The organism is Gardnerella sp. DNF00550, from assembly GCF_049262685.1.
Lineage (GTDB): Bacteria > Actinomycetota > Actinomycetes > Actinomycetales > Bifidobacteriaceae > Bifidobacterium > Bifidobacterium leopoldii.
Window position 1 is genome coordinate 125,774 of the sequence record NZ_CP058397.1, and the last position, 23,852, is coordinate 149,625.

The 23,852-nt window shown below is 42.2% G+C and carries 11 protein-coding genes; all 11 read left to right on the plus strand.

Annotation, left to right across the window (positions count from 1 at the left end):
- The first annotated feature begins 4 nt into the window (after positions 1–4).
- The 11 genes from HXT29_RS00385 to HXT29_RS00435 all read left to right on the plus strand — a co-directional run bounded on the left by HXT29_RS00385 (position 5) and on the right by HXT29_RS00435 (position 23,783).
- Positions 5–4,651 carry a PD-(D/E)XK nuclease family protein gene (locus tag HXT29_RS00385; protein WP_422118371.1) on the plus strand — a complete coding sequence of 1,549 codons (4,647 nt, stop codon included), beginning with the start codon at positions 5–7 and terminating at the stop codon, positions 4,649–4,651.
- Between the two features lie 2 nt (positions 4,652–4,653).
- On the plus strand, positions 4,654–8,883 hold the full coding sequence (locus tag HXT29_RS00390; protein ID WP_422118372.1) for a UvrD-helicase domain-containing protein: 4,230 nt from the start codon (positions 4,654–4,656) through the stop codon (positions 8,881–8,883).
- Positions 8,884–9,064: 181 nt separating this feature from the next.
- Positions 9,065–9,751: a GNAT family N-acetyltransferase gene (locus HXT29_RS00395; RefSeq protein ID WP_116442816.1), complete on the plus strand. Its 687-nt coding sequence runs from the start codon at positions 9,065–9,067 to the stop codon at positions 9,749–9,751.
- 60 nt (positions 9,752–9,811) lie between these two features.
- The gene (locus HXT29_RS00400; protein WP_174163674.1) at positions 9,812–11,206 is read left to right on the plus strand and encodes an MFS transporter; all 1,395 of its coding nucleotides are present in this window, start codon (positions 9,812–9,814) and stop codon (positions 11,204–11,206) included.
- 154 nt (positions 11,207–11,360) lie between these two features.
- Positions 11,361–13,388, plus strand: coding sequence for a ribonuclease J (locus HXT29_RS00405; RefSeq protein WP_422118373.1), 2,028 nt, complete (start codon positions 11,361–11,363; stop codon positions 13,386–13,388).
- 106 nt (positions 13,389–13,494) lie between these two features.
- Positions 13,495–16,110, plus strand: coding sequence for an aminopeptidase N (gene pepN, locus HXT29_RS00410; RefSeq protein ID WP_422118374.1), 2,616 nt, complete (start codon positions 13,495–13,497; stop codon positions 16,108–16,110).
- A gap of 823 nt (positions 16,111–16,933) precedes the next feature.
- Positions 16,934–18,361 carry a phosphoglucosamine mutase gene (gene glmM / locus HXT29_RS00415; RefSeq protein ID WP_032842554.1) on the plus strand — a complete coding sequence of 476 codons (1,428 nt, stop codon included), beginning with the start codon at positions 16,934–16,936 and terminating at the stop codon, positions 18,359–18,361.
- A 176-nt stretch (positions 18,362–18,537) separates the two neighbouring features.
- Complete coding sequence (locus HXT29_RS00420; protein ID WP_004107289.1) at positions 18,538–19,191, plus strand: peptide deformylase; 654 nt, start codon at positions 18,538–18,540, stop codon at positions 19,189–19,191.
- 264 nt (positions 19,192–19,455) lie between these two features.
- Positions 19,456–20,712, plus strand: coding sequence for a zinc ribbon domain-containing protein (locus HXT29_RS00425; protein WP_004107291.1), 1,257 nt, complete (start codon positions 19,456–19,458; stop codon positions 20,710–20,712).
- Between the two features lie 75 nt (positions 20,713–20,787).
- The gene (locus HXT29_RS00430; RefSeq protein WP_004107292.1) at positions 20,788–22,182 is read left to right on the plus strand and encodes a zinc ribbon domain-containing protein; all 1,395 of its coding nucleotides are present in this window, start codon (positions 20,788–20,790) and stop codon (positions 22,180–22,182) included.
- Positions 22,183–22,412: 230 nt separating this feature from the next.
- Entirely contained in the window at positions 22,413–23,783 is a 1,371-nt protein-coding gene (locus HXT29_RS00435; RefSeq protein WP_004118695.1) for an ABC transporter permease, read from the plus strand.
- Positions 23,784–23,852 lie beyond the last annotated feature (69 nt).

The window sequence follows — 23,852 nt, forward strand, 5'->3', positions numbered from 1 at the left end:
GCGTATGAGTGAGGATACTGCATTACAAGCATTATTTGACGGTACGTTACGCAATTCTTCTGGCAATGTGACTAATGCGTTGCTTGTGTATGGTGCGCCGAATACTGGTAAAACGCAGTTTGCTGTGCGCGCAGCAATTTCCGGCTATAAGCGTTGGTCGCATAATGTTACTGCGATGGCTGTGCAAAATCGTGTTCTTGCTTCAAAAATTGACAATATTATTATTCGTCAAATTGGTGTGAGTAAGCAGTCTCGTCCAGTTGGCACTTTGGCTTCTTTAGCTTTTAATATCATTTCTGCTTGCTGTAAGTTAAAGAATGAGCCTTCGCCTAAGCTGCTAAATGGTGCTGAGCAGGATTCTTTGCTTCGTAAAGTTTTGCGCGCACACATTGAGCATGTTATGCGTGGAGATAATGGTGATTGCAATATATGCGCGCTTTTTAAGGATTATTTTGAAACGTCTCAATGGGTTATTCCATTAACTTGCGCAGTTTCTAATACTTCCGCCACTTCTAACACTTCCGCCACTTCCGCACCTTCCGCGCCTTCAACAACTCAGGCTGCTCAAGCAGCTTCTTCGTCTCCAGAATTTTTGGCAGATAGTTTCGATATTAACAACGCTTTTATGCATCAATTGCGCGATATGCTCGCTCGTTTAGATGAGCTTGGTATTAGCGATTTTGAAAGCGAAAATTCAGTTCTTTGCGCTCTTAGTGACGAGCAATCTTACGCCAATAATAGTGATATTTTACAAACGTCTGTGCTTATTAAACGTAGATTAACTCAATGGCGTTTGGCGTTTGCTTTGCGAGCTGAATATCGAAAAATAATTGCCGACACTTATAAATCTTCTTTCCGACTTGACGCTTCGCAACTGTTGGTTGAGGGCGCAAAATCTGCGCGCGAATTAGGCGAGCATGGTTTAGTAAACTCTTCTGAAATTCCGGCTCTTCTTGTAGTCGATGATTATCAAGATATTACTTTGGCTGGTTTGAGTTTTATTGAGACTTTGTCGAAGATTGGCACGCGTTTAGTTTTGCTTGCGAATCCGGATGAATCTGTGCAATCGTTTAGAGGAGCGTACCCGGATTATGCAATTTCTGCAGCTTTGGATGAGTTGAATGCTGCTGAACAAACTTTAGAATATACGGGTTTTGCTGATTCTTGCGAAAATTCTTCCGACGATTCTGCTGATTCTTCTAAAAATTATTCTGCAGATCCAACTTTTGCAAATTATACCCAAGCACCTTCGATGCGTGAATTACTCGCTTCGCGCGTTTCTCTTTCGCTTACTTCGCAATATAAAACAGATGTTGCGCTCCCAAATCGCCCTTGGAAAATGCCAAAATTTGTAGGGTCCTTACCGATTGAGCCTATAGAAACCCCACAAAATTCTCATCTAAACTCAGATGACACTGTTTTTACAGCGTTATATCGTTCACAGCGCGAGGAATTAGATGCTGTTATTTGGCAAATGAAGCAATCTCACGTAAATAATAAGCGCAAGTGGAGCGATATGGCGTTAATTGCGCACGACAATTCCACTGTTCGTCTTTTTGGCGAGCAGCTTCGCGCTTCTGGAGTTCCTGTGCGATACTCGTTAGTAACTCGCCCATTAAAAGATGAGCCGTTTGTGCAAGGTTTATTTGCGCTTATTGAACTTGCTCAATTTGCGCAGCACGGTTTTTCTGGAATTGTTGAGCAAGTAAAACATGGTAGAAGTTTGCAAAATTTGGCTTCGTGGGTGCGTTTGCGAGTTCAGAATATTATGGATAGTCCACTTTCCTCGATTACTAAGAGCGATTCTGGATTTTACGGTGATTTAGACGTTGAAATACCTGCGAAGTTATATTCTGTAGATTCGCTTATGCGTTCTCTTTCTTCTCTTTCGGCTGTTTTAATTGAGAAAAATTGTGAAAATAACAAGAGCTTTGAATCTAATGCGCCTTTGCGAAATCTTGTTCATAACTGGGATTTGTTGCAAAATTCGCTTCATAATGCGCAAAGCAAAGCGTACTTTGAATCTCAAATTTTGGTTGATAATAGTCGTATTGATGGCAGTTCAAATGAGCTTATGCCATTGTCTCTTGATGCATGCTATTTGCTTTGTGTAGCAGATGTTGCACGTTTTATAGATGATGATTCTAATGTTCGTAAAGATTCTACAGTGTTGCAAATATTGCAGAATATGGCACCTCGGAATCCGCACGTTGCATCTTTTGTAAAACTGTGGAAAAACGTGCAAATTCTCGCTTCTCGTATGCACAATAATCCTGATTTGAGTAGTGCTCAATACGCTCTTGGTGAGGCTTGGAATATTTGTCATGTTGCTGAGCGTTGGCAGCGTATGTCTTTACAGCATAATTCGGAAGGTTATCGAGCTAACGATCGCTTGGATGCTGCAATGCGTCTTTTTGATTATGTTTCTTCATATGCTTCTTCTGATATCTCGTCAATGAATACGTTTGACGATACTTTTAGACAAGAAAATATTGTAGGTATTGCAGATTTTATAGCTCAAGTTCGTGGCATGGAAATTGAAGCTGATTCTCTTGCTAAAGTAGCGCCTGTTCCAGATGCTGTAACGCTTACTACTCCTGCTGGTTCTGTTGGAAAACATTGGAATCTTGTGTGGATGCCTACTTTGCAACAACGTGTGTGGCCAAATCTTGCTTCTCGTAGCACTATGTTTGGCGCAGAAAGTTTAGCGAATATTATTTTGCATTCTAAGATTTCTGCTTCTAAATTGACTGTGAATGCGTCACTTCTTTCAAATAATGATAAATCTGCAGTTTTTGCCTCGGAACAGCGCAGTTTTTTGTTAGCTATTACGCGCGCAACAGAGCGTTTGTATATAAGCGCGCAATATAGCGATAGTGCTGTGCCAAGCGACTTTCTTTATTATTATTTGCCTGAAAGATACTACAATAATGAAAATTCGCGCACGCCTTTTACGGAATTTACTACACCTTTTGCCGGTTTAGATATGGATGTTCGTGGACTAGTGTGTGCTGCTCGTTCGCAAATTTTGCGTGCTTCTTCTATGAAAGAAGAGTTTGGAAATAGTGTAGGTAATGCAGGTAGTGCAGATAGTGCAAGTAGTTCCGATAGTGAGAATAGTAAGTCTAGAAATGCGATTATTGACGCTGCTCAAACGTTGCAATTACTTAAAGAAAATGGAGTATTTTGCGCTGATCCTTTTGAGTGGGATTTTATGAGCGATGTCGATGACTATGTTGATGAGAAATCTTCTGTTGGAAAAGATAATGAAAAAAATAATGAAAAATACAATGAAAAAGCTAGCTCTGCTAAAAAAACTAACTCTGTTATAAGCTTGTCTCCTTCAGCTGTAGACAGTTTGTGGGCATGCCCTGTGTGTGGATTGGTAAATCGTCAGCTTTTAGGCCCTCAACCCGGCAGCGCGGCAACGTATTTTGGCACGCTAATTCATGAAACTGCAAGGTGGGCAAGCGAAAATCAGCATTACGATATGCCGGAAACTGAAGTCGATGAAACTGAAGCGACGAATAATGCGGCTGAAGCGACGAATAATTCAGCCGACTATTCGCCTTACTCTCCGCTTGTGCGCCGCAGTAACGCAATCGCAAATCTTATGGAAAAGTATTACTTAAGTATTGCGCCTGAACTTGCAGATATTCGAGATAGTAAGGAGCATTATTCGGCTCTTGCGCGTGAGAAGAATATTAAACGTGCGTTACATGCAATTGCGCAATATTTTGTCACTTCTTACGATCAATCAACATATGCGCTTAACTCAAAAAAGTCAGAAAACGGCATATTAGAATCTCTTACAAAAAGCGAAAAATCTTTAGAAAGCAGCATAGGCAGATTGCAACAAGCGTATTGCGAATTGCAAACAAGCGCGCATTTTGGATTTAATGATATTACTCGCGTATTGAACAATACTTTTAAGAATGCAAATTTGCAAACCGTTACTAAGCATGACTGCTACGAATTGATGGGTGCTTTAGTTGGAGGGTGGCCGGATGGCGCAAGTGAAGATATGCAAGTACATATTCACGGTCGAATTGATCGCATGGAAAAGCGCATCAATTCAGATGGTTCTGAGCATATTCGTTTACTGGACTACAAAACAGGAAAACCTTTAACAGCAAGCGGAGTTTTTAACGATTTGCAATTAGTTTGCTATCAGCTTGCTTTACTTTTTTCTGATGAGAATCCGCTTATTGATGCGTCGAATGCGCCAATTATTTCACGAAGTGTTCTATTTCACGTTGCTAAGAACGATTATCCTGCTCAAGATCATAACGTTGCTGAAAACGTGTATCAGCCGCCGCTTTGCGTAAAAAATACTTTAAATAATAATCCGCTTGAGTTACGAGTTGGATTCAAAAATATGGCAAGATTGTTAGATTATTCGCAGCTTGACGATATTGCGAAGAATTGTCCAGAAAATGTAAGCGAAAACGCTTGGCAGTCGTTTACATCATTAAATCAAAGCGCAAAATGGTCTCTTACTATGATTTCGCGCGTTTGCTATGCTGCTGCGGCAGCTCGTTCGCATAAGATTATTGCGCACCCAACTTCTGAACACTTGAAGTATTGCAATGGAAAACAAGTATGCCCAGCATGCGCAGGTTGCATAGATACTGTATATGAGGTGCTGTAGTTATGATTGATAAAACAAATAAGCAATTTACTCGCAAGAACACCGATAGCGTGGAACAAGCTGCAGCAATTCAAGCGCCAACAAATAAGAACATGATTATTGTTGCAGGAGCTGGAAGTGGCAAAACGTATACGATGACTCGTCGCGTTATCGACCTTATTGAGCGCGGAGTTGCTCCTGAAAGTATTTTGGGGTTGACTTTTACTAATAAAGCAGCTTCTGAGCTGCTTGCAAGAGTTGCTCAAGCTGTAAGTCAGCATAGTAGCGAAATAAATAAGCTCATTAATAACGGAAATTCTGCATCTTCAAGTGGCTTTTTGAAGCCAGAAGTAATGACATACGATGCTTTTTTCCAGTCAATTGTGCGCCAATATGGTTTGCTCGTTGGATTTGATCAAAATACGCAACCTTTAAGCGATGCAGGTGCGCGCGAATTAATAAAACCGCTAGTAAACGATTATGTTACTAATCATGCGGAAATACTGTCTTGGTATAGTTTTGATGCGCTTATTGACGACGTGCTTGCGCTCGCAGCAGATATTTCATGTTCGATGATTGGCATAAATAGCAGGGGAGAGTCTATAGATAGCACGTCTAAAGCTGTTCTAGAAATTCAAAAGTGGAATAACTCTTGGATTGAACATTTGCAAAAAGCAATTGATTGTGCTGAAACTACTGAAATAATTGCAAAAAAGCCTAGCTCTATTAAATTGCGTCGCGGAAAAAACGATTCGGATGAAAAATATTTCGAAAAGTGCGAAAATTACGGAAAAGAATACGTAGAATACCTGAATATTACATTAAAAAATAAGTGTTATGAATCTTGTAATAACTTGCTTGAAGCTGCTAAGAAGCGCAATGCATTACTTGAATTAGTTTTGGCTTTTGACGCAGCAAAGCAGCGCGCAAATATGGCGCAATTTAGCGACTTTACTATTGCTGCATACCGTTTGGTGACGCATTTTCCTTCTATTGCAGAGCAGTATCGCCGCCAATACAGCCAAGTTTTGCTTGACGAATATCAAGATACTTCTACCACTCAAGCAATGCTGATTGCAACGCTGTTTCATAAAAAAACTAGCGGTGTTGAAGAAGCTAGCGTTGTTGCGAAAACTAGTGAAAATCAAGACTTTTTGACTACTCAACAAACGCATATTGCTGCAGTAGGTGATCCCTTCCAAGCTATTTACTCGTTTAGAGGAGCTAGTTCCGGAGCTTTCAGAAAGCTTGAGCAAGCACTAAATATCGACCAGTCAAGTGAGTTTTCTCTTACAAGAACGCGACGCAATTCGCAGCTTATATTAAAAGCTGCAAATTCTATTACGAAACCTTTGCGAGTGCCTCCGCTTCGTCATAGTAGTTCACTTGCTACAGAAGTAGAAGTGAAAAACTTGCAATACTTAGACAATGCGCCAAAAGGTACTTTTGGTGTGTTAAATATGCCTACGCAATATCAAGAAGTAGAAGCCGTTGTGCGTTTTGTAAAATATGTAAAACATAATGCGCTATCTGAAAACGACGATACTAATTCTGCATCTGCTAGAGTTGCAGTTCTTTTCCGTAGCAAAAATAATATTCCGTTATATGAAGAAGCATTACAAAAAGCAGGTTTGCGCACTCTTACTGTTGGGTATTCTGCATTGCTTGAAAAACCAGAAATTCGAGATGTTTTAGCTCTTCTTTCTGTTGTTGCAGATCACACAAATACTCAAGCTTTGATGAGATTGCTTGCAACTCCTCGTTTTGCGCTTAATACTGACGATTTGGCTGCTATAGCTAATATTGCAACATCAAAGAATATCGAATATGTTTTTCGTGCTTTAGTGCAAGCAGGTTTAGTAGACGCTGAAACTCCTCGCTCTAAGTGGTCTCAAGTTGTTCGAGAACAGCAATCTCAAGCTTCGCAAACCAATAGTATTCATGGTGGAGTTTTTGTGGCGGATGTTTTGCTTGAAGCATACGAAACGCAACTAAGCGAAGAAGCAAAAAATAACGACAAAAACGACAATAATTTGCTTTCTGAGCTAAAAAATAATTTAAGCTCTAAAGCTTATGTAGCAGTGTTAAGAATAGGGCAAATGATTCATGCAATACAACGTGCTCAATCTGGCTCTTTGCAAGATATTATGCGCGTTGCTGTAGAAACGCTTAACGTTGATATTGACGTTGCGCTATCTCGTGCGTTTATGAATGATACTTCCTCTAATGCAACGCTTCTTGACGATATGCACTCTACTGTCGATTCTATTTGTCTACTAGCAGACGCGTATTTGCAAGAAATGAGCGATTTTACAACTCCTACTTTGCATGGGTTTATGTCTTGGATTTTCAATATAGACAAAATTAACGATCAACCTTCTTCAGTGGATGAACCTGCGGATGTCGTATTAATGACTATTCACCAATCGAAAGGTTTGGAATGGCCTGCTGTAGCGATAGTTGGGCTTAATGAAGGCGTGTTCCCAAGTAATCAAGGCGATAATTTGCGCGTAATAGCAACGCAACAAAGTGGCGTGTACAGGGAAAGGGCATACGCAACGCTCGAAGTTGCTGCAAAAGTGCCTGTTTCTATGAGAGTGGATGCAAATATATTGCCAAGATTCCCTCACGATGTTGATCTTGAAACTAGCATGGAACCTCAAAAATCTTTGAAAAATATGTTAACTGTAGACGATATCGACGCAGAAGTTTATGGTTCAAGAGCTAGAGAAATGTTTGATTTGGCAGAAAAGTTCCATGAGCACGAGCAGGCTCCAGTAGAAGCGATTCCTTCAGAAGCTAGAAAAGTGTATGACGCTGTGATGAAAACTGGCACATTGCCTCTTTCGCAAGTCGAGGAGCGTGGGCGCGCTTTGCACATTGACGAGCGTCACCTTATGTATGTTGCTTTGACGCGTGCTAAATTCGCAGCATTGCTCACTTGCAGCCAGTCTAATGCTATGAGCGTTGTTGAGAATAAAGAAAATTTTGCAAATAGTGCAGCTTCTTCTGTAGATGAATCTTCAAATATTTCAACTTCTAGAGTTAAAAAACCTTCTGTTTTTTGGCAGGAAATGTATGATTCAATGCGCGGATCTGAAGAATCTCCGGTTCAGTTCACAGCTAAGGTTTCAGATTCTTCAAATCAAGTAGGTTATGTTGTAGGGGAGTCAGCTTCGCAACTTGCGCAATTATTTAGCGAGGAAAGCTCTATTCCAACTGAAGATAATAAGAAGCAATTATCTTGGCCGAGTGCATCTAGTGAAGCTATACGTAGTGTATTGCAAAAATCTGCGCAAGACGTTGTAAATTCAAAAATTAGTAATCAAGTTTCTGGTATTTCAAAAGATAATTCTTTGCTTTACAAAGCTCAAGCTTTGCTACAAGATGCGGATTTAATGCCGAAAATTGATTGGTATTGCAACATTCAAGAGTTAAAAAACAGAGCAGAGCAGCTTTCTAATGTTGAAAATGTCAATGTGACTGCTGTGCAAAGGCGCGCTATGTTTCGTAATGATTATTCGCGCGCGAATGAAGATTTTGATGATGCGGATGCTAAACGTTTGCGAAAGGAATGGATGGCAATTATTCGCCCTATTCCTAGTGTTTCTTCGCCTGCTTCTGATTTGGGAACTCGTTTTCATGCCTGGGCTGAACAGTTTATAAAAACTGGTTGTGTGAATAAAAATTCTATTCAGTATGACGTTGATGAGAACGTTGATGAGAACGTTGGCGAGAACGTTGGCGAGAACGTTGATGAGAACGTTGCTGGAGCTTGCGAGAAGATTTCGCAAAATGCAAAATCTTCTGAGCGCAAATTGTTGATATGGAAGCAGCGTTTAATAACATCAAAATGGGCGCATCGCCGTCCTATAGCAGCAGAGCAGCCGATTGTAGCTCATGTTCCAGAATTAGGCGATCAAATTATTAATGGCAAAATCGACGCAATATTCGCAGGTGGTTTAAATCCAGAAGATTCAAGCAAATTGTACACGATAGTCGATTGGAAAACCGGTAGAAAACCAACCAAGCCACAAGATATTGCGCTTAAACTTGGTCAGCTTGACTGGTATCGTCTGCTTTTGTCTCTTATGACTAAGGTTCCGCTTGATGCTATCGATGCCACCCTTTATTATGTGAACATATCGGATGAATGTGAACGGGAAATTCATGCCGAGCAAAAAACGAAAGATGAGATCCTTGCCGAGTTACACTCTGACACGTTAATCTCCCTCGATGATGATGACGCATAAATGTTGCTATTGCAATCATTTTGCCGCAATTTATTTGCTGCAATTTTTGTTTGCTGTAACGTATTTTGCGCCGCGATTGAAACGCATCGTGCATCACTTCGAAAACGTGCAGATTCCTCGTGCAGTGTGTGTGGGCGGGCATACGCACAACATCGATTTGAGTATGAAGTAAGGAAGAATCATGACTGTTGAATTTCGTTCTGTAAAACTCAGCGATATTGATGCAATGGTTAAAGAATATGAACGTACTTGGGGTATTGCGCAAGAAGTTGGGAAAGATGCTTCGTTAAGTCTTTCTCGAAGATGTGTGTTGCATTACTTGGAACCTTCAACGCATGGTACTATTGCTGAAGTAGACGGTAAGTTTATGGGTCTGCTTTTGGCGCGAGTTTTTGGCGCACCTGTTTTATTTCCAGAAGTAGGGAGAATGCTTCGCGAGCAAGAAGCCGCAATGAAAGAAAATTGTGACAAAAACTATGCTCTCGCTTTAGAAGAAGCGTATGGCATGCGCGCGTTGGAAACTAAACTTGAAGCGAAATCTCATATTAATAATTTAACTCAAGCGGAATTGGAGCTTTTCCTTGTATCTCCGGATGCTCGTGGGCATGGTGTCGGTGGAGGCTTGTGGAAGCGAACAATGCATATGCTAAGAAATAATGGCGTAAATCGTTACTATTTGCATACTGATTCAGCGTGCGACGTAAGCTTTTATGATTATCACGGGCTTAGAAGAGATGCTTCTTTTATGCGTTCGGATCATCCTTATGAAGCTAAGAACGTGAAATCTTTGGTGGATGACTTGTATATTTACTCAGGTGAGCCGAGAGTTCGTTCAAAGCAAGCGAATGCTCGTTCTAAGACGCGCTAATAAAAAATATGCAAATGTATAACGTGTGTGACTTGCTTGACAAAAGGAGCAAAGAAATATATGTCGTCGCAAACGGCAACTAATAAAGCATCGGTATTTTCTCAATATTCTAGATTATTTTCATTTAATGGAGCTAAAGCGTTTTGCGTAGCAGGCGCAATTGCGCGTTTGCCAATGTCTATGATTGCGTTGGGGATTGTTCTTGCATTAAACCATTTGTATAACAACTGGACTATTGCTGGAGCAATGTCTGCGTCGTATGTGCTTGCACAAGCTGCGGTAACTCCTGTGTATGCTAAGCTTTTCGACCGTTTTGGTCAGCGTAAAGTTGGAGTTATTGCGCTAAGTGCACAAGTAATCGCTATGATTTCTTTTGCATGTGCAGCGTTATTTAAGGTTCCTCTTGTTTTGCTTTTTGTGCTAGCAATTGTAATGGGCGTAACTCAGTTTGCTTTTGGCGCGTTGGTGCGTACTCGTTGGGCTTATACATTGCGTGCAGAAGATGACGATTCTTTATTAAACGTTGCTTATGCGTTGGAATCTGGTATCGATGAAATTGTGTTTATATTAGGACCTATTTTAGCTGCGTGGTTAGCAACTTCTGTGCATCCTGTTTCGCAATTATTCGTGCCAGTATTTGCAAGTGGATTGGGCGGAGCTTGGTTCTTTTCTCTAAAAAATACTCAACCTGCTGTGCTTAAAGTAGTGGAAGTTCCAACTGCTGCAGCTGAAGACGTTGATGTATTAATCGCTTCTCAAAAAGAAGATGAAATTTCTAAAGATTATGCGGAATCTCAAAAGCAAGAACCGAAACGCTCATTTGCAGACAAATTTAGTCTTAAGCAATTGCACAATCATCACTCAAAAAAGCGTGGCAAAAACGTGCTGCTTTACCGCGGTATTATCCCGCTAGTGCTCATGTTTGTTGTGTTTAATATGAGTTTTAGTGCATTTGACGTGTCTGTAACAGCTGCAATGAAAGCTCAAGGACTTGATCATTTTATTGGTATGCAGCTGGCATTGTTTGCATGCGGTTCGCTTGTGGGAGCGATTATTTTTGGATCGCATAAATTCCGCGGTTCTAATTGGTCGCATTTGATTGTATTTTTGACTGGTTTAACTGTTGGATTTGTGCTTATGAGTCTTAATATTGACAGACTTATGCTTATGAGCGTTTTTGAAGTGCTTTCCGGCTTATGCGTTTCGCCAATTTTTGCTACTGGAAATCTTATCGTTAAAGCAACTGTCCCTGAAGAATCGCTTACGGAAGGTCTTTCATGGCTACCAACTGCGTCTGCTGTCGGCTGTTCTTTAGGTTCGATGGCTGCTGGAGCTGCAATCGACTCGTGGAATTCGCATGCCGGAATGATGGTTCCGTGGATTTCAACAATGGCAGCTATACCTATCGCAACGTTCGGCTGGTTTATTGTAATGGTGCTTAAAAAGCGACATTAACTGCGCACGCGTGTAAAGTTTCTGCCGCTTTTTGGCTAGGGAACGGCAGTTTCTTTACGCCGCTGTAAAGTTTCTGCCGTTTCAGTAACAAAAGCTGAGTTGAGTCCTAACGGTACACTAGAAAGAAGTGCGCAATATCGCAAGATGTAGTGAGATGAATATGAAAATAGAATATGATGAACGTACTGAGGAAATTCTTGCTGAAGTAGTACGCGATGCGTTGCAATCTGACGCTGATAATATGCGTTCTCTTAATAACCAAGAATCTTCTGCGTCGTCTAAGCAAATTCGACAGTCGGTGAAAAAAGTGAATAAAAAAATGTCTTCTGATACTTCAACTAAATCAGTATCTACTAAAGATGTAAAATCTGCTAAAACTAAATCAACTAAAAAAGCTAAATTCAACAAAGAAACTAAAACAGAAAACGCAGAGTCATCAACTCGTAGAACAGGAAATGTTCTTCCTCCTGTAGTTAACGATCAAAGAGAAGGTGCGCTTATTGCGCCGCCAAAGTATCGTAAAGGCTCAATGCGAATCGTACCGCTTGGTGGTTTGGGTGAAATCGGCCGCAATATGAACGTAATTGAATATAACGGTCATATTCTGCTTATCGATTGTGGTGTGCTATTCCCAGAAGAAGAGCAGCCAGGCGTTGATTTGATTCTCCCAGATTTTCACTACATTCAAGATCGCTTAGACAAAGTTGAGGCATTGGTTTTAACGCATGGTCACGAAGATCATATCGGTGGTGTGCCTTACCTTCTTAAAATGCGTCCCGACATTCCGTTAATTGGTTCAAAGCTAACTCTTGCTTTTGTGGAAGCTAAGTGCAAAGAGCATCATATTGATCCGGAGCTTATTCGCGTAGAAGGTCGCGATAAGATGAAAGTCGGTCCGTTTAACCTTGAATTTATTACTGTTACGCATTCTATTCCAGATGCGCTCGCTGTGTGCGTAAAAACTCCAGCCGGAACGCTTATTGATACTGGAGATATTAAACTTGACCAGCTTCCTCTTGACCATCGCATTACTGATTTAGTTGAGTTCGGGCGTTTAGGTGAGCAAGGCATAGATTTGCTTATGGCTGATTCCACTAATGCTGAAGTCCCAGGATTTGTGAAGCCTGAAACTTCGATTGGTCCGGCTTTGGATCGCGCTTTTGCTGAAGCTACGCGCAAAATTATTGTTGCTAGCTTCTCAAGTCACGTTCATCGCGTGCAACAAGTAGTTGACGCTGCGCATAAGTTTGGGCGCAAAGTTGTGTTCGTTGGTCGCTCGATGGTTCGTAATATGTCAATTGCTGCGGATTTAGGCTACTTGCATATTCCTGAAAATACTGTTGTTGACTTAAAACAGGCGAAGGATATTCAGGATGACAAGCTCGTATACATGTGCACTGGTTCACAAGGTGAGCCTATGGCTGCGCTTGGGCGTATTGCAGATGGCAGTCACCGAGATATTACTGTTAACGAATTCGATACTGTTATTCTTGCAAGTTCGCTTATTCCAGGCAATGAGCATGAGGTTTACAAAGTTATTAATAAGCTTGTGCAGTTGGGTGCGCGCGTAATTAACAAAGATAATGCTGCTATTCACGTGTCTGGTCATTGCAATGAAGGCGAGTTGCTGTACTTGTACAACATTGTGAAGCCAAAGTGCGCTATGCCAATTCACGGTGAACATCGTCACTTGGTTGCAAACGGATTGATTGCAGTAAAAACTGGCGTTGATCCAAATAACGTTGTGCTTGCTGAAGACGGCGATGTTGTGGATTTGTATCATGGCAATGCTGCAGTTGTTGGTTCTGTGCCATGCGGTTACGTGTATGTTGATGGTGATTCTGTTGGTGAGCTTACAGATGAAGAGCTTGAAAAGCGCAGAATTTTGGGCACGGAAGGTTTCGTTTCGAGCTTTGTTGTAGTTGATACAGAGCACGCTGACGTGGTTTCTGGTCCAAAGATTTTCTTGAATGCTGTTGCTGAAGACGAGACTGATTTTGAGAAGGTTCGTCATCAAATTGTTGAACAGTTGCAAGATGCTATGATGCGCGGCGAGCACGATACTTATAAATTGCAGCAAATTATGCGACGCACATTGGGCAGTTGGGTGGCTCGCGCTTTACGCAGGAAGCCTATGCTCGTTCCGGTAGTTGCGGATATTGCAAAAAATAGTCAAGAATAATGAAAAATAATCAAAAATAAAGAAAAATATTCGCGATTATTCGTAAATAGCTGAAAATAATCGTAAATATAATTAAAAATAAGAAAAAATAAGAAAGGTACAAAATATGCCAGGAGCAAATCTTACTCGCGTAGAAGCTCAAGAGCGTTTCGACGCTATCCAAATGCCAATTCACTACGATGTTGCGCTCGATTTAGGAAAAGGCGGACGCGATTTTACTTCGCGCACAAAGATTGAGTTCGATGCTAAGGCTGGTAGCGCAAGCTTCCTCGATTTAATTGCAAACAGCGTAGAATCCGTGGTGTTAAACGGTACCGATCTTGACGTTTCTAAAGTTTTTGCAGACAGCCGAATTGAGCTTGCAAATTTGCTTGAGCATAATACCGTAGAAGTTGTAGCAAACTGCCAGTATTCCAACACGGGCGAGGGTTTGCACAGAAGTGTCGATCCTTCTGACGGAAACGTGTATTTATATACTCAGTTCGAAGTGCCGGATGCTCGCCGTGTTTATGCTGTATTTGATCAGCCAGATTTGAAAGCTGTTTTTGATTTTACGGTTGATGCTCCAGAAAGCTGGATTGTGACTTCCAACATGCCAGTTAAAAGCGAAACAGTGCTGGAAGGACGCGAAACTGAAGCAGGCACTTTGGAAAATGGCACTGTAGAAGGCATGAAGCGCTGGGTATTCGAGTCAACTCCAAAGATGAGCTCTTATTTAACTGCTATTTGCGCAGGACCTTACGCTGGGTGGCACACAACTTACGACAACGAAGACGGTCGCGTAGTGCCAATGGCAATGTACTGCCGTCAGGCACTTAAAGACGCTTTTGCAAAAGACGTTGACTACTTGTTCGATATTACGAAGAAAGGTTTTGCTTTCTACGCTAAGACTTGGGGAGTGCCATATCCGTACGCAAAGTACGATCAGATTTACGTGCCAGAATATAACGCTGGAGCTATGGAAAACATTGGTATGGTTACGATTCGCGACCAGTACGTGTTTGAATCCAAAGTTACAGACGCTTATGCTGAGCGCCGCGTTGTAACAGTTTTGCATGAGCTTGCACACATGTGGTTCGGCGACTACGTGACCATGAAGTGGTGGAATGATTTGTGGCTTAACGAATCCTTCGCAGAATTCACTTCTACTCTTGCAACTGCTGAAGCAACCGAATGGCATGACGCTTGGAGCACTTTCAATTCCGGCGAAAAAAGCTGGGCACTTAATCAAGATCAGCTTCCAACAACGCACCCAATCGTGGCTCCAATCAACGATTTGAATGACACTTCCGTCAACTTCGACGGCATCACTTATGCAAAGGGTGCTTCCGTATTGAAGCAACTCGTAGCGTATGTTGGTCGCGAAAAGTTCTTTGAAGGAATCCATAACTATTTGAGCAAGCATGCATACAGCAACGCAACTTTGGCCGATTTGTTGCACGAGTTAGAGCTTACAAGCGGCCGCGATCTTAAAGCTTGGAGTGCTCAATGGCTTGAAAAGGCTGGAATTAACACGATTTCTACCGAAGTCGAAGAAGCAGGTGACGGCACTATTGCTTCCTTGCGTTTGCGTCAGAGCGCGCCAGCTGAGCATCCTGTTCTTCGCGCACACCGTTTGGCTGTTGGATTCTACAATGTAGACGAAGCAACTGGCGAAATTAAGCGCACAAAGCGAATCGAACTTGACGTAGACGGCGAAGTGACGGAAGTTGTTGAGGCGCGCGGCGAAAAAATGCCAGCACTTATCCTTGTAAACGACGACGACTTGACTTACACGAAGCTACGTTTTGACGAAAAGTCGCTTGAATTTGCTGCCGAAAACTTGTATCGTTTCAAGGATTCTTTGACTCGCTCACTTATTTGGCTCGCGTTGTGGGACATGACTCGCGACGCAGAATTCCCAGCAGAACGCTTCGTGAAACTCAGCCTTAAAGCTTTGGCAACTGAGCGCGAATCAACTACTTTCCGCTATGCTCTTGGTCAAGTGAAAGTAACTGCAAGCCACTACGTTGTCCCAGAGCGTCAAGCAGAAGTCGCAAAGCATGTTGCTCACGAATTGTGGCAGTTAGCTTTGGCAGCTTCTGCAGGTTCCGACGAGCAATTCCAGCTCGTTAAGGCTTATCTTGGATACGGCGAAGTTGGAGATGCTGAGTTCTTGCGCGTAGCTAACGGATTGCTCGACGGTTCCGTGAGTTTGGAAGGCTTGGAAATCGACAACGACTTGCGCTGGAGCATTTTGATTGCGCTCGCAGGCGTGAATGCTTTGGACGAAGCTGGAATTGACGCGGAACTTCAAAAGCGCGACACGACTGAGAATCGCGAATACGCTTACCAGGCTCGTGCAGCTCGCTCAACTGCAGAAGCTAAGGATTGGGCTTTTGAACAGGCTTTGCGCAATCTCGATTTGACGAATATGCAAATGGGCGCTGTGGTTGCTGGATTTGCAAGCACAGCTAAAGGCGATTTGGTTAAGCCTTATGTTGAGCGCTACTTTGCTGAAGTTGAGTGGATTTGGAAGAACCGCACATTCCATATGGCTGAGGCTCTGATTGAGGGCTTGTATCCTGTGTATGCGCCGGTTGAGGAGCTGGTTAAGCACGGTGAAAAGTGGCTTGAGGCTCATGCTGATGCGGATCAGGCTTTGCGACGCATGGTGCTTGGTAGCCTTGATTCTTCGCGTCGCACGCTTAAAGTGCAGCATTACAACGCTTCTTTGCGCTAAATTCGGACACTCGCGCAACGCGACGACATGCTTTCGCACTTGCTTGCCGTGGCGCGAGTTTTGGGGGATTTCTCTCCTCGCATGCGCGACGACCTGCTTGAGCGCAGCATTGTGCGCGCGAAAGCAGCTCGGAGCGTGAACTTGCTCAAGTTGAAAGCACGGTGTGCTTTCAACGCAAGCTCAGTAGCGAGCGCGCCTAGACCGCGCGAGCGTTCCTTCGGGCGCTTTATTCTTAAACGTTTTAACGATAAGCTCGCGTTTTACTACGCTCGCTTGCGAAACTCGCGTTGGAAGTCCACTGGACTTCCGACTTAAGCGAGTTTCCGCATTGAAGTGCCTCCGCGCGCTACGCTTTAAGCGCTCCGGCAAGTCAATGCGCCCAGTCCTCTTTTAGTGCTCGTAGAGAAATCCCCCAAACTCTGCGTGTTTAATCTTTAATAACCGTGCTCATCGCAGAGATTTTTCGATTTTTCTTCTTCACTCGGCGAATCAGCAGCCTTCGGCTCTGACGTTCGCCTCGCTCAGTGCGAAAAATCTCAAATCTCTACCACACTGGTATTCCTGCAACTAAAGTCGCTAAACAAAGCTATGTGTTGGTGTGTTGTAGGAGTTTCTTGTGTGGTGTATGCATTAGCACGAATGTTAGTGTTCTCCTAAGTAATAAGCAATCAACTTCAGCAGAGCATTACTGCAAAGCTTCTTTGCTGCGCTAGCGCGTTATGCGAAACAGTGAGTAGAATTGCGGATAGTGTGTGACGCGCTAGTATGCGATGTTGTTTGCTTGCGCGCAGGATGAAGTGATTTTTGCGAAAGAGGCTTTATTATGCCAAGAATGTTTGGTACAGACGGTGTGCGTGGATTAGCAAATCGCGATTTAACAGCGCAACTTGCGTTAGATTTAGGTGACGCTGCAGTGCGCGTTTTGGGAGATAAAAGCGCGGTTGCGTCTGCTGCAGAAGAAGAAGCGTCATCAGATACTTCTTCTCGCTCCGCTCACGCTCGTCGCCGCGCGCTTATTGGTAGAGATACTCGCGTTTCTGGCGATTTTCTAGCTTCTGCTCTCGCTGCTGGCATGAGTGCTGGCGGTTTTGATGTTATCGATGCTGGAATTATCCCAACTCCTGGCGTTGCTTTCCTCACTTCCGTGCTTAACGTTGAAATGGGTGCTGTTATTTCTGCGTCGCATAATCCTATGCCAGATAACGGCATTAAATTCTTTGCGCGCGGAGGCTTTAAGCTTCCAGATAGCAAGGAAGATGAGATTGAGGCTGTGCTTGGTCAAGATTGGGAGCGTCCAACTGGTGCTGGTGTAGGTCGAGTCAGCCATGATACTACTACAGCTACTAACTTGTATATTGATCATTTAGTTTCTGCTGTTGCGCCTTTAAGTAACGCTTCTACTACGCGCCCAAAGCCGCTTGCAGGTTTGCGTGTTGTAGCAGATTGCGCGAATGGTGCTACTTCTGTTGTTGCTCCTGAGGCTTTGCGCCGCGCTGGTGCAGAAGTTGTAGTTATTAACGCATCTCCTGACGGCTACAACATTAACGATCATGCGGGCTCGACTCATCCTGAGCAGTTACAAGCTATGGTTAAAGCTTCTAAGGCTGATTTAGGTGTTGCGTTTGATGGCGACGCAGACCGCTGCTTGGCTGTCGATGAAAACGGCAATATGGTTAATGGCGATCAAATTATGGGTATTCTTGCTCGCGCTAAAAAGGCTGAAGGCAAGCTTAATCATGACACTCTTGTAGTTACAGTTATGAGCAATCTTGGCTTAAAACTTGCTCTTAAAGATATGGATATTGCAACAGTGCAAACAAACGTTGGCGATCGCTACGTTCTTGAAGAAATGCTCAAGCACGATTATTCGCTCGGCGGCGAGCAGTCTGGTCACGTTATTAATCGCGAATTTGCAACCACCGGCGACGGTACGCTTACTGCTTTGACTTTGTGCCGTGAAGTTGTGCGTTCAGGCAAGAAACTTTCGCAAATGGCTGCAGACTTCCCACAGCTTCCGCAAGCTCTTGTAAATGTGCCAAATGTAGATAAAATGGCTTCGAAAACTAACGCAGCTGTGCTTGCAGCTGTTGAGAAAGAATCGAAACTTCTTGGAGATACAGGTCGCGTGCTTTTGCGTCCTAGCGGCACCGAGCCTCTTGTGCGCGTTATGTGCGAGGCTGCAACTCAAACTCAGGCGGATGAGGTTTGCGCTCGTCTTGCTCAAGTTGTGGTTGATAATCTGAAGTTATAAGTTTGCTTACTTTTGCGTTCTCTGTTTGCTTACATCTCAGTCGGCTCTAGCAGTGCGCAAATAATTTTGATACACTTATATCTTTAGTGCTGCTTTCAAATTCTGCTCGCGGCATGTAAATTTTGTATATTTTCGCGTTATTATGCGCGTTATTTAAAACGGTGAAAAGGAGTCCTATGTTTACGCATCACGCAAGTGTTGATACTAAGCTCAGTCGCGCTGTTGAGCGCTTGCTTGATTCCGCTACAGAAGACGGCATTTTGCCGATTGTGCAGGCAGGTGAGCCTGTTCTTCGCCAGCGTACTGTTGCGTATGATGGTCAGCTTACACGTGCAACTCTTACTAAGCTAATTTCGTTAATGCATAGCACAATGTTGGAAGCTCCGGGAGTTGGTTTAGCTGCTCCTCAAATTGGTCTTGGTCTTGCTATTGCTGTTATTGAAGATCATGTTCGTGATGATGAGGACGATCCTCGTGACATCGCAGAGCTTCCGTTTAGAGCTATTATTAACCCTCATTATGAGCCTATTGGTACGCAAACTCGTAGTTTTTATGAAGGTTGTTTAAGCGTTTCCGGCTATCAGGCTGTACGTCAACGTTGGCTTGATATTCAGGCTACTTGGCAGGATGAGGACGGCAAACAACATTCCGAGCGTTTGCATGGTTGGCCTGCGCGTATTTTCCAGCACGAAACAGATCATCTTCGTGGTGAACTTTATATTGATCGTGCAGAAATGCGTTCACTTTCCACTGATGAGAACCTTGAGGATTATTGGGCAGATGAAGCAGTTCCAGTGGCGGCGGCTCGCACTTTGGGATTTGCTATCTAGGTTTTATTGTCAATTTATTTATTAATTTGATTTTGTTTTTGATTAATAGATACTGACTATATTTTTCTGTTTTTCTATTTTTGCGTCGTATTTTTTACTGATTTATGTCGTGTTTATAGAATTTTTTGTTTCAAACAAGCACTTTTTTGTTACGTCTGGTTTGTTTTGTGTGCTTTTAGTAATAGAATTGAGCGCAAGTGGTTTGTTAAACATTTTTCGGTTAGCAAATTTATGGGATCTGTTCCATTAACAAAGGAGAGACGAGTGAAAGTTTGCGCTCAATGCGGTACCCAGAATATTGATACTGCAAAATTCTGCAAGGGTTGTGGTAACAAGTTTGAGGCTGCTCAGCCGGCACCCGTTCAGCCGGCACCTGTTCAGCCAACACCTGCTCAGCCGGCACCTGTTCAGTCAGTACCTGTTCAACATGCTCCAGCTCAGCCAGTGCCTGTTCAGCAAGTGCATGTTCAGCCTACACCAGCTCAGCCGGCGCCTGCTCAGCCTATTGCGCAGCATGCTCCTCAGTTTGCGCGTCCTAGTATGCCTCAGCAGGGTATGCCAGCTCAGCCAGGAATGCCTCAGCAGGGTATGCCTCAGCAGGGTATGCCAAATATGCAACGTCCAGGCTATCCATATGCTCAGCAGGGTATGCCAGCTCAGCCAGGAATGCCGGGTATGCAGAATCGCCCAAATACTCCAGGCGTTTCGCACTATAGCCAAATTTCAAACCAGCTTAATGCTGAACAGATGATGAACTTCTTCCGTTGGTTAGTAACTGCTCTTAAGAATCCTTCTCAGAGGTATCGCGTATCTAATATTTACGCAGTTTTAATTTCTGTGATTTCTGGTTTGCTGTTTGGTTTCCAAGCATATTTCTCTTCGCTTTCTTTCTACAATGCTTCTAATAGCACTGCTTTGGAACTTGTATCTAAGTTCGCTGGACAGCAAACTCCTGGTGTGCCTTTTACACTATTCTTCTATAAGTTTGTTATTGGAATGATTACCGTATACGCTGTATACGGTGTAGCTTTGCTTGGCATGAAGATGTTTGGTGAAGAGGTTTCGCCAGCTCAGCTTCACGTTCTTTTTGCTCAGAAACTCGTACCGCTTTTAGGCTTGCAAATTGTTTCAGTGATTTTGACTTTCATTGCTCCATCTATTCCTGTTATGAATTACTTTAAAGGAAAAGTAGAAGGCAGTGATTCTTTAGTTGCATCTATAATCTACAGCAATTCAGACATCTCATTGTTAATGAATAATCCTAGTGCTGTTTTGCAAGTTCCATCTATGTCTTTGCACACACTTTACTTGGTATTATTGATGCTCATTCCTGTATCGTTTATGGCAACTGCACACTACAAGGGTAAGCTTGATCGTGAGTGGATGTGGGTTATCTTTATCTTGATTGGAATTGTTGCAATATTTATCGTTGCTGCAATCAATACTGCTATGGTTAATTCCTTGGTTCCTTCGAATAATCTTATGAATAAAGCACAAGACCTAGCTAATTTATTTAAGTAAATATATCTAATAAGTCATAAGCCTAGCAGTCTTGTCTGCTAGGCTTATTTTGTAAAAATATACGGAGAGAAATATATGAATTGTCCATATTGCAACAGTCAAAATGCTTATGGAGCTATAGTATGCTCATCTTGTGGAGCTAGTCTTGTGCCGCAGCAAGCTAATTCAAGTTATCAGCCAATGCAAAGTGCTCAATATCAGCAAAATCAAATGAACGATGTACAACAAACGCAGTTCATTCAGCAGAACACGCAAGCTTATCCTCAGCCTGTTTATAGCAGTCAAAATACTTATGAACAGCAGGATTATTCAAATCAACAGTACTATAATCAGCAGGATTATTCGCAAAATCAGCCTACAGAATATTATGCTCCTGATTCGTTTAATCCTAATTTCGTAGCAGGTAATGTTGTGAGAAGCACGCCTATGAAACACAGCACAAAAATTATGCTTATTGTAATTGGCATTGTTATTGTGGTTCTTGGTATAGGTTATACAGTTATTCAACAGAATGTGTATTCTCCACAAGCAACAATTCAACGTTATGTGAAGTCTTTGCAAGAAGGCAATTTTGATGAAGCTAACAATATGACAGATTGGTCTTCTTCTAAAGTTCCAGAAAATTATCGTGCCTTACTTACAAGCGCAATAGGCAGAGCTTCCAAGAATCATATGTCTTACATGAGTGTTGATAGTGGCCCATACAATTCATTTAAGCTTTCTTACAAAATTGGCAATAGTGATGCTTCGGCAGTAATAAGCCTTGTACCAGCTGGCAAACAGTGGCTATTCTTTGACTCTTATAAAGTTCAATATCCACCATTTGGTCACATTACCATAACTGTGCCAAATGAAGTTGATAAAATAAAAGTTAATGATTCTGAAATAAATTTGTCTACTCTCAAAAAATCGCCGAAATATGACGGTGAAAGCTACAGTTCAGAATACGGTTATTCAGTATATACATCAGCTACAGAATATAGACTTCCAGTGTATCCTGGTGCTTACCATATTGAATCTGCAAAAAGTTCGCAACTGTGGACCACAAATTCTGCTGACGCGTCAATTAGCGAAAAAGATAGTTCGGAATCTGCAGTGTTAGAACTAGAAGCTACAGAAACATTAAAGGATGAGCTTACTAAGGCTATTCAAAAGCATGTCGATAAATGTGTAGCGTCAACTGAAACTGATGTTCCAGAGAGTTGTAGATTTGCAAGCTTTAGTTACTATACCAGCTATAAATATGACAATATTAAGCGTAGTGTTAATAGCACTCCTATGTTGGATCAAGTTAACATGTCGTCAGGAACTTTTCAGAGCGATGAGGTTGGTGTAGACATTACTTATCGCTATAAGGACGATGATGATGATAGTGATTGGAGAGACTCGCACACTAGAAATAGTGGTTATGTTTATGGAAAGTTTAGTATTAAAGATAATAAGCTAGTAATAGATTTTAACCAAGACTAAACCTAACGAATGTGCAAAATTTAAAGGCGCATTAAATACGAATAAAAGTTTCCCTCTACAATTTGTTTTGCAGAGGGGAATTTTTTTTATAGCGTAGATTTGCGCACTGGTAGATTTGCGCATTGTAAAGTATGACACTAAACGCATTTTTCAGTATGGATATGTTATACTGGTAGTCCGTATATTTAAAGGTTGATATACAAGCAATTTTCAATGAAGAAAGGTAGTCGATGACGTTTATCTCTCGTGCAATACGCTACATTCTGAGGAAACGAATAAAAACAGCAATAGTTTTCATTATTGTATTTCTTATTTCGACATTGTTATTTTCTACTTCTGCAGTTTCAAATGCTGCAGGTAGAGAAGGAGAAAAAGTTGAAGCGCAAGCAGAGTCTAGTTTTGTGCTCGCAAATAACCCTCAAATAAACCCTGGAACTCCTAGAGGAGCTGGAACTGTAAAACCTAAAGATGTACAGGCAATTGCAAAGTTAAATGGAATTGCTTCCTACGTTGTTCGACAAAATGTAACAGCGGATTTAGTTAATGCTAAAGCGGCAAGAATTCCAGGCGTACAAGAGTATGACAATAAGCGTGAACAGCAGTTTGGGAATGCCGTTAATATTGAAGGAACGAATGACTCTACTGGTTTAAATACTTTTAAAACAAAAGCAATAACTATGTCTAAAGGCAAGCATCTTATTGCTAACAACGTTCATGCATCACTAATTCATGAAGATCTCGCTAAAGCTAACGGATTACATGTAGGAGATACTCTTACACTTCGCGCTAATCCTTACGATGCTGACAATATTCAACAATCAACAGCAACAGTAAAAACTCGTATTGTTGGAATTTATGCCGGAGCAAATAAGCGTCAAGTCGCAACTAGGGCGGAATTGACAGCTAATACCGTGTATACGGATTTGCAAACTACTCGCGAATTATATAAATATAAGCCTGGAAAAGAAATATATCAGGATGCAAGTTTTAGAATAAAGCGCGGCGAGGATGCGGATAATATTATGTCTCAAGCTGCGAAATTGCCTATTGATTTGCAAAACTATCAACTAACTCGTGACGATCAGTTCGTTTCTGGTTTGTTGAAAGCAGCAAAGGGAGTGCGCTCAATAATGACTGTTACAACAATTGCTGTTGTATCATTCGCTATTATTGCTTTGGCATTAGTGCTTTTGCTGTGGATGAATGAGCGACGTAATGAAATTGGTGTGTTTGTTGCAATTGGCACTGGCAAATTATCTATAGTTGGTCAATATCTTGCTGAGATTGTGCTTATTTCAATACCTTCGTTGATTGTGGGTTACCTTTTTGCAAAAGTTATAGCTCCGTTGATGGCTAATGTTGCTCTTGGCTCTGTGCAATCATCAGCCGCCCGTGAATTGAGTAATATGGGTCAAGCTGGTGGAAATCTTGAATCAACTTTGGCAACAAAAACTTTGGAAACACTTAGCGTACAAGTAGACGCTCAGTGTTTTGTCGGAGTTTCTACAATTGTTGGTGCAGTAATCGTTATTGCAGTTGTGTTGTCTTATTTGCCAATTATATGCAAATCTCCTCGTGAGCTCCTCGGATTGCAAAAGTAGAACTATGCTGTTTGGCGGCATAGTTTTCATAATTCGTCGTATGAAAGTTATTTGAAAAGTTAGTGAGTA

Coding starts and splice junctions, on each gene's coding strand:
- HXT29_RS00385 (WP_422118371.1), top strand. CDS start 5: ATGAGTGAGGATACTGCATTACAAGCATTATTTGACGGTACGTTACGC.
- HXT29_RS00390 (WP_422118372.1), top strand. CDS start 4,654: ATGATTGATAAAACAAATAAGCAATTTACTCGCAAGAACACCGATAGC.
- HXT29_RS00395 (WP_116442816.1), top strand. CDS start 9,065: ATGACTGTTGAATTTCGTTCTGTAAAACTCAGCGATATTGATGCAATG.
- HXT29_RS00400 (WP_174163674.1), top strand. CDS start 9,812: ATGTCGTCGCAAACGGCAACTAATAAAGCATCGGTATTTTCTCAATAT.
- HXT29_RS00405 (WP_422118373.1), top strand. CDS start 11,361: ATGAATATGAAAATAGAATATGATGAACGTACTGAGGAAATTCTTGCT.
- pepN (WP_422118374.1), top strand. CDS start 13,495: ATGCCAGGAGCAAATCTTACTCGCGTAGAAGCTCAAGAGCGTTTCGAC.
- glmM (WP_032842554.1), top strand. CDS start 16,934: ATGCCAAGAATGTTTGGTACAGACGGTGTGCGTGGATTAGCAAATCGC.
- HXT29_RS00420 (WP_004107289.1), top strand. CDS start 18,538: ATGTTTACGCATCACGCAAGTGTTGATACTAAGCTCAGTCGCGCTGTT.
- HXT29_RS00430 (WP_004107292.1), top strand. CDS start 20,788: ATGAATTGTCCATATTGCAACAGTCAAAATGCTTATGGAGCTATAGTA.
- HXT29_RS00435 (WP_004118695.1), top strand. CDS start 22,413: ATGACGTTTATCTCTCGTGCAATACGCTACATTCTGAGGAAACGAATA.